The sequence below is a fragment of the Puniceispirillum sp. (SeqCode) genome (genome assembly GCF_965657105.1).
In the GTDB taxonomy this organism is placed as follows: Bacteria; Pseudomonadota; Alphaproteobacteria; order Puniceispirillales; family Puniceispirillaceae; genus Puniceispirillum.
The window spans coordinates 1-6,596 of the sequence record NZ_CBFHNB010000083.1; the positions used below are offsets into that span (position 1 = coordinate 1).

The following is a 6,596-nucleotide window of genomic DNA, read 5'->3' on the forward strand; positions in this document are numbered from 1 at the left end:
GAGGTTTTGTAGCTTATTAGAAATATCTGCGTGGTCTATCGGATATCTATCGATATCTATAGCAGCGAATGATACTCGTTCGTTGTCATCTAGTGGATAAATACCGATAGGTTGCTTGCCAGTTACATGCTCATCGAAGTTCTGCGCAGTCGATGGTGATTTTTTGGTACGATATACAGGTTTTTGTTTTCCCTCTCTACCAAGACCTGACGGGTTATATGTTCCATAAGCTTGGCTATACCCTTTGAATAGCTTCATGAAACGGAGAGCATTAGACATCTCAGTCATTTTGCGCCTCCATATTGGCAAACCAGTCTCGGACTTGGCTTGCATAAAAAAGAGGTTCTTGGCCGGATGCTTTCAGTGGCTTGGGAAAGCGTCTTGTCTTAATCCATCTTTTTATCGTGCTGTGGCTAACGCCAAGTTCATCGCACAGACGACTGCGCGGAATTACGTTTAATTGCTGCATAATATACTCCTATGCGCTCTAAAATTTTTGAATTTTGCAGCGCAGCCTTTGGGAGCAGTGGCGGCCTACGTGATCCACTGTGCAGCTTTTTGAATACGGCTTGACTGATGCCTAAAAGTTGGATGCTCATGCTCAACTATGAACAGATTACGTGAAGTGGATTCTTCTGTCAAACTATAAAAATTCATAAGTTATTGTATTTATGCAATTATATAGGATTATATGGGATTGTCTGGGACGTTATGCAACCATATACAACCATGCAGCACTCGTCTGTCGCGGGTTTACAAACAAAACTCTCTGCCACCGCCTCTACCAACCCATCAAAGGTCCGCGGTCCGAGGCGCAAGCCCGGCCAATCTAGGCCCCACCCTTTCAGTAAAGTCCAAAGCTGATTAAGAAACGCCCTAAGTAACCCCGGTCCGTGGTCCACGGTCCACGGTCCTTGGCTCAAGGTCCGAGGGTCACGGACCTATGTGTTTGGAACTTGGCCCTCGAACCTCGGAGCTTGGCCCTCGAACCTCGGAGCTTGGTTCAGGTAAGGTTGCAGGTAAGGTTTTGATAGTTGACCATATGTGACAATATGATAAGCTATTGATATAAATAGATTCAGTCATGAATTGGCGCTTCGGGTAGGCATCGAACTTCTTCCCGAGCGCGCCATTTCTCAAAAAATAATAACATTTATCAGCGCTTTGTGATCCACAGCGTCACTTAAAAATGTTTGCGAATATCATCCTTCGAACATCATCATGCGAACCTTCGCATTGGTTCTGTTGCTTGGTGCGCCAATTCTGGGCGCTGGACACCACGTGTGTGAATTTTCCATGCGCATAACGCGGTATGGCCGTGAAGCGCTATGATTTGTTTCTGGCCTATGCGCCATCTGGCCTGAGCCAAACCTATCTAGCGGCTATGGCTTTGATAAAACATAAACGTGATTGAGCAATATAATTGGATAGAATACTTTTCTGCTTTATCGTCACCTCAAAGGCAAGCCTATCGTTATCTTCGGTGTGTAAAGTTGTATATTTCTCTCTTCATTAGCGCATTTTTGGCAGCAACAATTCTTCCGGCACAGTCTGAAGCATTACTTGCATATCAAGTTTCTATTGCTCCTGATCTTGTTTTAAAACTGGTTGCAATAGCCACTGCTGGGAATGTGCTGGGCGCAATTGTAAATTGGTGGCTTGGCAAGCTAACGGCAAATGTTAGACAGAAAAGCTGGTTTCCTGTTAGCGAAAAAAAACTCCTCAAAGGAGAGTTATATTACAAGAAATTTGGACGTTACTCTTTGCTGTTGAGCTGGGTACCATTTATAGGTGACCCGATAACGGTTGTGGCAGGAATATTGCGCGAGCCATTATGGTCTTTCATTATCTTGGTCACCATATCCAAATGCACCCGCTATCTTGTTGTTGTCGGCCTTGTATCGACTGTGTTTGCATAATTACATAATAAGCATTAAGCAAAATAATCCCCACAGTTACATTCCAAAATGCACATGATAACAATAGATTAACCTAACTTCCCAAGCGTGCCATTTCCACCACAATATGCCGCCATTGACCCAAACCAAACTATCAAACTTGTCGTAATATGCAAATTTTCGTCAATACTCTTGTGCATATTTGAAAATAGTATAAATTAACTATAATATTTTAAATAAATACAAATTGCGACAAAATGAACTTTGATATTATAGCGCGCGACAAAACCCAGATTTGGACAACGCGCACAATCGCGCGCGAACTTTATGGGTCTGATACGCCAGCTAACATCAAAAAGACAGAGCGTTGGCTTACCGAACAAGGCTTGAGCTTCCCCTTGCTTGATGAAACCGCACTGATTGATGAGCACCAGCGCGGTGCTAAAGTGAACGTCACCGAACATATTATCAGAACAGCACGCAGAAAACGGCACTCTGTTTTATTTGTAGCTATGCACACCCTCGCATCGGGAACGGCGATTCTTTTTGCCAATGATGGCCGTAACGGGCGGCGCTGGATTTTTCTTGAGGGATCCAACCCTACATATCAAACATTAGAACCAGCCCTGAAACGCTTGGCTTTGGGAGAAGACAAAAACACCATTATTGTGCCATCTGGCGCGTTGGTTGCTATTTGCCGGGCCCTTTGCCGGGCGTGGCGATGCCATCAAATCAACCTTGGCAACGCTCATGAATTGCGCCTGGCCTTGGAAGTTTACACACATGGGCATGATGACATATATGCTTATGTAGATGCGACGTTACGTCATAAACCGTCTGCTGACATAACCCATCTTGATCGTCTTGAGGCAGAAGCCATTTATATTATGCGCGAGGTGATTGCCGAAGCGGACAACCCTGTCATGCTATATTCGGTGGGCAAAGATTCTCAGGTTATTTTGCATTTGGCGCGCAAGGCATTTTACCCAAGCCCACCGCCTTTTCCCCTTCTTCACATAGACACGCGCTGGAAATTTCAGGCGATGTACGATTTTCGCGATTATATGGCGCGCGATAGTGGTATGGATTTGCTGATCCATACAAACCCCGAGGGCATCGAGAAGAACATCAATCCATTTGATCATGGCTCGGCGATCCACACAGACATCATGAAAACCATGGCGCTAAAGCAAGCCCTTGAGCATTATAATTTCGATATGGCTTTCGGCGGCGCACGACGTGATGAAGAGGCGTCACGCGCTAAAGAGCGCATTTGCTCATTCCGCACAGCCGCACATCGCTGGGATCCCAAAAATCAACGCCCCGAGCTATGGCACCAGTATAATTTGCGCAAACACGCAGGCGAGAGCATCCGCGTCTTTCCCATTTCGAACTGGACTGAATTAGATATTTGGCAATATATCTATCGCGAACAGATACCGATTGTGCCGCTTTACTTCGCGGCAGAGCGCCCCGTCATCGAACGCGATGGCATGCTCATCATGGTTGATGATGATCGATTAGAACTTCAGAAAAATGAGACGATTCATATCAAGAAAGTGCGGTTTCGGTCGCTTGGTTGCTATCCCTTGGCTGGCGCAATGGAATCAGACGCTGACGATTTAGCTTCCATTGTAATAGAACTTGCTAACGCCAAAACGAGCGAACGCCTTGGTCGTGCCATCGATACGGATTCTTTGGCATCAATGGAAAAGAAAAAGCACGAGGGCTATTTCTAATGAATAGTCAGCAGACGAACATTGCGCGCGCAAATCAATATCTAACTGATCAGACAAAACTGAGCACACTTCGGTTTATAACATGCGGTAGTGTTGATGATGGCAAAAGCACACTTATCGGCCGCATTTTGTATGAAGCACAAATACTTTTCGAAAATCAGATCGAAACCCTGAAAAAAGAATCGATGAAAAGCGGCACCCAGGGCAATGAAATCGATTTTGCATTGCTGTTAGATGGGCTTGAAGCCGAGCGCGAACAAGGCATCACAATTGATGTTGCCTATCGATATTTTACCACAAAGCGGCGGAAATTCATCGTTGCCGATACGCCAGGACATGAACAATATACACGGAATATGGTGACTGGTGCCTCTACCGCTGATGTAGCGGTAATCCTTGTCGACGCCCGCAAAGGCATTCTCGAGCAAACCCGCCGGCATTCGATAATTTGTTCAACCCTTGGCATTAAACGAATTGTTTTGGCCATCAATAAAATGGATCTCGTAGATTATGACCACGATATCTTCGATCACATAGAAGATGATTATCGATCCTTTGCCAATCAGCTTAATTTTGAGTCAATCACCCCTATCCCGATATCGGCTTTAAACGGCTGTAATATTCTCCAGCAGGCCACGCAAACTGAATGGTATAAAGGCCCAACCCTAATGGGGTTTCTTGAGACCGTTGAAACACGCCGCCTTTTAACAGATGATCCCTTCCGCATGCCTGTACAATGGGTCAACCGTCCTAACTTGGACTTCAGAGGCTTCGCTGGCACGATTGCGGCTGGCCACATAAAGATAGGGCAGAATGTGCGCATTCTGCCTTCAGGCGAGACCGCAAACATAAAAGAGATTTTGCTATTTAAAGACGCACTTTCATATGCCGAGGCCGATCAAGCCGTCACACTCACCCTAGACCGAGAGATAGATATATCACGCGGTGATGTTATCGTTGCCGCTGATGCGCCCGCCGAAATCTCTGACCATTTTGAAATAGAACTTATGTGGATGGATCAAGAGCCTGGATATTCAGGCCGCTCATATTTATTGAAACTTGGCACCTCACTTGTCAGTGCGCAAATCACCGACATTAAGCATAAGATCAATATAAACAGCTACGAAAAACTATCTGCGAACAAGCTTGAACTCAACGATCTCAGCGTTGTGACACTAAAGACAGACCAGCCGATCACATTTGAAAAATACAAAGACTGTGCCGGCTTAGGTGGGTTCATCTTAATCGATCGCATGAGCAACCAGACTGTTGCTGCTGGGATGATCAAATTTGCACTTCGGCGTGCCCGTAATGTGCATGTGCACAAGCTCGATATTGATAAATCGGCGCGCCAGAGTCTCAATGGCCACAAAAGTAAAGTGCTTTGGTTCACCGGGCTTTCAGGTTCAGGCAAATCAACAATCGCAAACGCGCTAGAATTAGAACTTCATAGCAGAGGTATTCGCACCTATATCCTTGATGGAGATAATATACGCCATGGCTTAAACAATGATCTTGGATTTACAGATGCAGATCGTGTTGAAAATATTCGCCGGATTAGCGAAGTCGCCAAATTGATGGTGGATGCTGGCATTGTTGTCATCACTGCTTTCATTTCACCATTCAAAGCTGAACGCACTATGGCGCGCGCTTTATTTGAAGATGGTGAATTTATAGAAGTGTTTGTCGATACGCCGCTTGCATTAGCCGAGTCACGTGACCCGAAAGGTCTTTATAAAAAGGCTCGCAAAGGTGAATTGCCGAACTTTACCGGAATCGACAGCCCTTACGAGGCACCTGATAACCCAGAGATGCGGGTTTATACAGATACACAAGACCTAGATGTAATTGTAAAATCACTTATAGCGCAGATGGAATTATAATGGTTTGATTGCTAATCATCGGCAAAAAAACATGACATATTCGATACAATTTGGGATTGAACATTATGGACTTAGAAATGCTTGCCCAGGCTCTCGAACCTGTTGTCCTTAAAGCTGGCGCAAAGATCATGGAGATTCATGACCAAGACCCGAATGTGGATTTCAAAAGCGATGGCTCACCTGTAACCGGCGCTGATCGCGCCGCTGAGGCCATTATTCTGCCTGCATTAGCCCAGCTGGCACCAGACATAATTGTAATATCTGAAGAAAATGCCGCCAGCCATAGCCTGAAAGCGCCACATAGATTCTTTCTTGTTGATCCCTTGGATGGCACAAAAGAATTTTTGAAACGCGATGGCAAAGGCAGTTTCACCGTGAATATCGCGTTGATTGAAAATAGGGTGCCGATCATGGGCGTTGTTTATGCACCTGCTCTTGATCGTTTGTTTGTTGGTATTATTGGAAAAGGCGCTAGTGAAAAATCCGCAGATACATCTACAGCTCTATCTATCCGCATGCCCCCTGCCAGCGGGGTCTTGGCCGTGGCAAGCGCATCGCATAGAGATGAAGCAACCAACAAATGGCTAGCCGAACATGATATAGCGAACACAATATCAATTGGATCGTCCTTGAAATTTTGTCTTGTTGCGGCAGGTGAGGCAGATGTCTATCCACGGTTTGGCCCAACAATGGAATGGGATACCGGGGCTGGTGATGCGGTGCTGCGCGCCGCTGGTGGGCATATGACGCATCTTGATGACAGCGTATTTCTATATGGGAAGCCAGATTACAGGAATGATGCCTTTATTGCATGGGGCGGGTTCAAAGCTTCATAGACCTTGTATGAAAATATTAGAACAACATGATGTTGCGGTGTAGAATGATCATTCGTTATCTTCAAATCAACAGCCTTTAATGACTCTAAAGCTGGCATGTGACTGTCACAATCATGTTTGATATTCGATATATGCCGCCCATAAATATACCCACAAATATACCTGTCAGATTTAACCGTAAAGTCCCGATATGAGCTCCCGTTACACCGCTGCTAAAGACGATCCGCCAACCACACAGAT

The 6,596-nt window shown here is 45.4% G+C and carries 6 protein-coding genes; 4 read left to right on the forward strand and 2 right to left on the reverse strand.

Features of this window, described 5'->3' with window-relative positions; all coding sequences use genetic code 11:
- Both ACTF7Q_RS09860 and ACTF7Q_RS09865 read right to left on the reverse strand, forming a co-directional pair.
- Nucleotides 1-288, reverse strand: a 288-nt coding sequence (locus ACTF7Q_RS09860; protein ID WP_438997666.1) for a TOTE conflict system archaeo-eukaryotic primase domain-containing protein, incomplete at its 3' end; no start/stop codon positions are given.
- On the reverse strand, nucleotides 281-469 hold the full coding sequence (locus tag ACTF7Q_RS09865; RefSeq protein WP_438997667.1) for a helix-turn-helix transcriptional regulator: 189 nt from the start codon (nucleotides 467-469) through the stop codon (nucleotides 281-283). The genes ACTF7Q_RS09860 and ACTF7Q_RS09865, both read right to left, overlap by 8 nt.
- A gap of 1,024 nt (nucleotides 470-1,493) precedes the next feature.
- Here ACTF7Q_RS09865 and ACTF7Q_RS09870 point away from each other — a divergent pair.
- The 4 genes from ACTF7Q_RS09870 to cysQ all read left to right on the forward strand — a co-directional run bounded on the left by ACTF7Q_RS09870 (nucleotide 1,494) and on the right by cysQ (nucleotide 6,356).
- Complete coding sequence (locus tag ACTF7Q_RS09870) at nucleotides 1,494-1,919, forward strand: YqaA family protein (protein ID WP_438997668.1); 426 nt, start codon at nucleotides 1,494-1,496, stop codon at nucleotides 1,917-1,919.
- Nucleotides 1,920-2,155: 236 nt separating this feature from the next.
- Nucleotides 2,156-3,637: a sulfate adenylyltransferase subunit CysD gene (cysD, locus tag ACTF7Q_RS09875; protein ID WP_438997669.1), complete on the forward strand. Its 1,482-nt coding sequence runs from the start codon at nucleotides 2,156-2,158 to the stop codon at nucleotides 3,635-3,637.
- Nucleotides 3,637-5,520: a sulfate adenylyltransferase subunit CysN gene (gene cysN, locus ACTF7Q_RS09880; protein ID WP_438997670.1), complete on the forward strand. Its 1,884-nt coding sequence runs from the start codon at nucleotides 3,637-3,639 to the stop codon at nucleotides 5,518-5,520. Before cysD ends, cysN begins: the two co-directional genes overlap by 1 nt.
- 65 nt (nucleotides 5,521-5,585) lie before the next feature.
- Complete coding sequence (gene cysQ / locus ACTF7Q_RS09885) at nucleotides 5,586-6,356, forward strand: 3'(2'),5'-bisphosphate nucleotidase CysQ (protein ID WP_438997671.1); 771 nt, start codon at nucleotides 5,586-5,588, stop codon at nucleotides 6,354-6,356.
- The last annotated feature ends 240 nt before the right edge of the window (nucleotides 6,357-6,596 follow it).

Bases quoted from the DNA above. Each gene is read 5' to 3' on its own strand.
- cysQ (WP_438997671.1), top strand. From the start codon at position 5,586: ATGGACTTAGAAATGCTTGCCCAGGCTCTCGAACCTGTTGTCCTTAAA.
- ACTF7Q_RS09865 (WP_438997667.1), bottom strand. From the start codon at position 469: ATGCAGCAATTAAACGTAATTCCGCGCAGTCGTCTGTGCGATGAACTT.
- cysN (WP_438997670.1), top strand. From the start codon at position 3,637: ATGAATAGTCAGCAGACGAACATTGCGCGCGCAAATCAATATCTAACT.
- cysD (WP_438997669.1), top strand. From the start codon at position 2,156: ATGAACTTTGATATTATAGCGCGCGACAAAACCCAGATTTGGACAACG.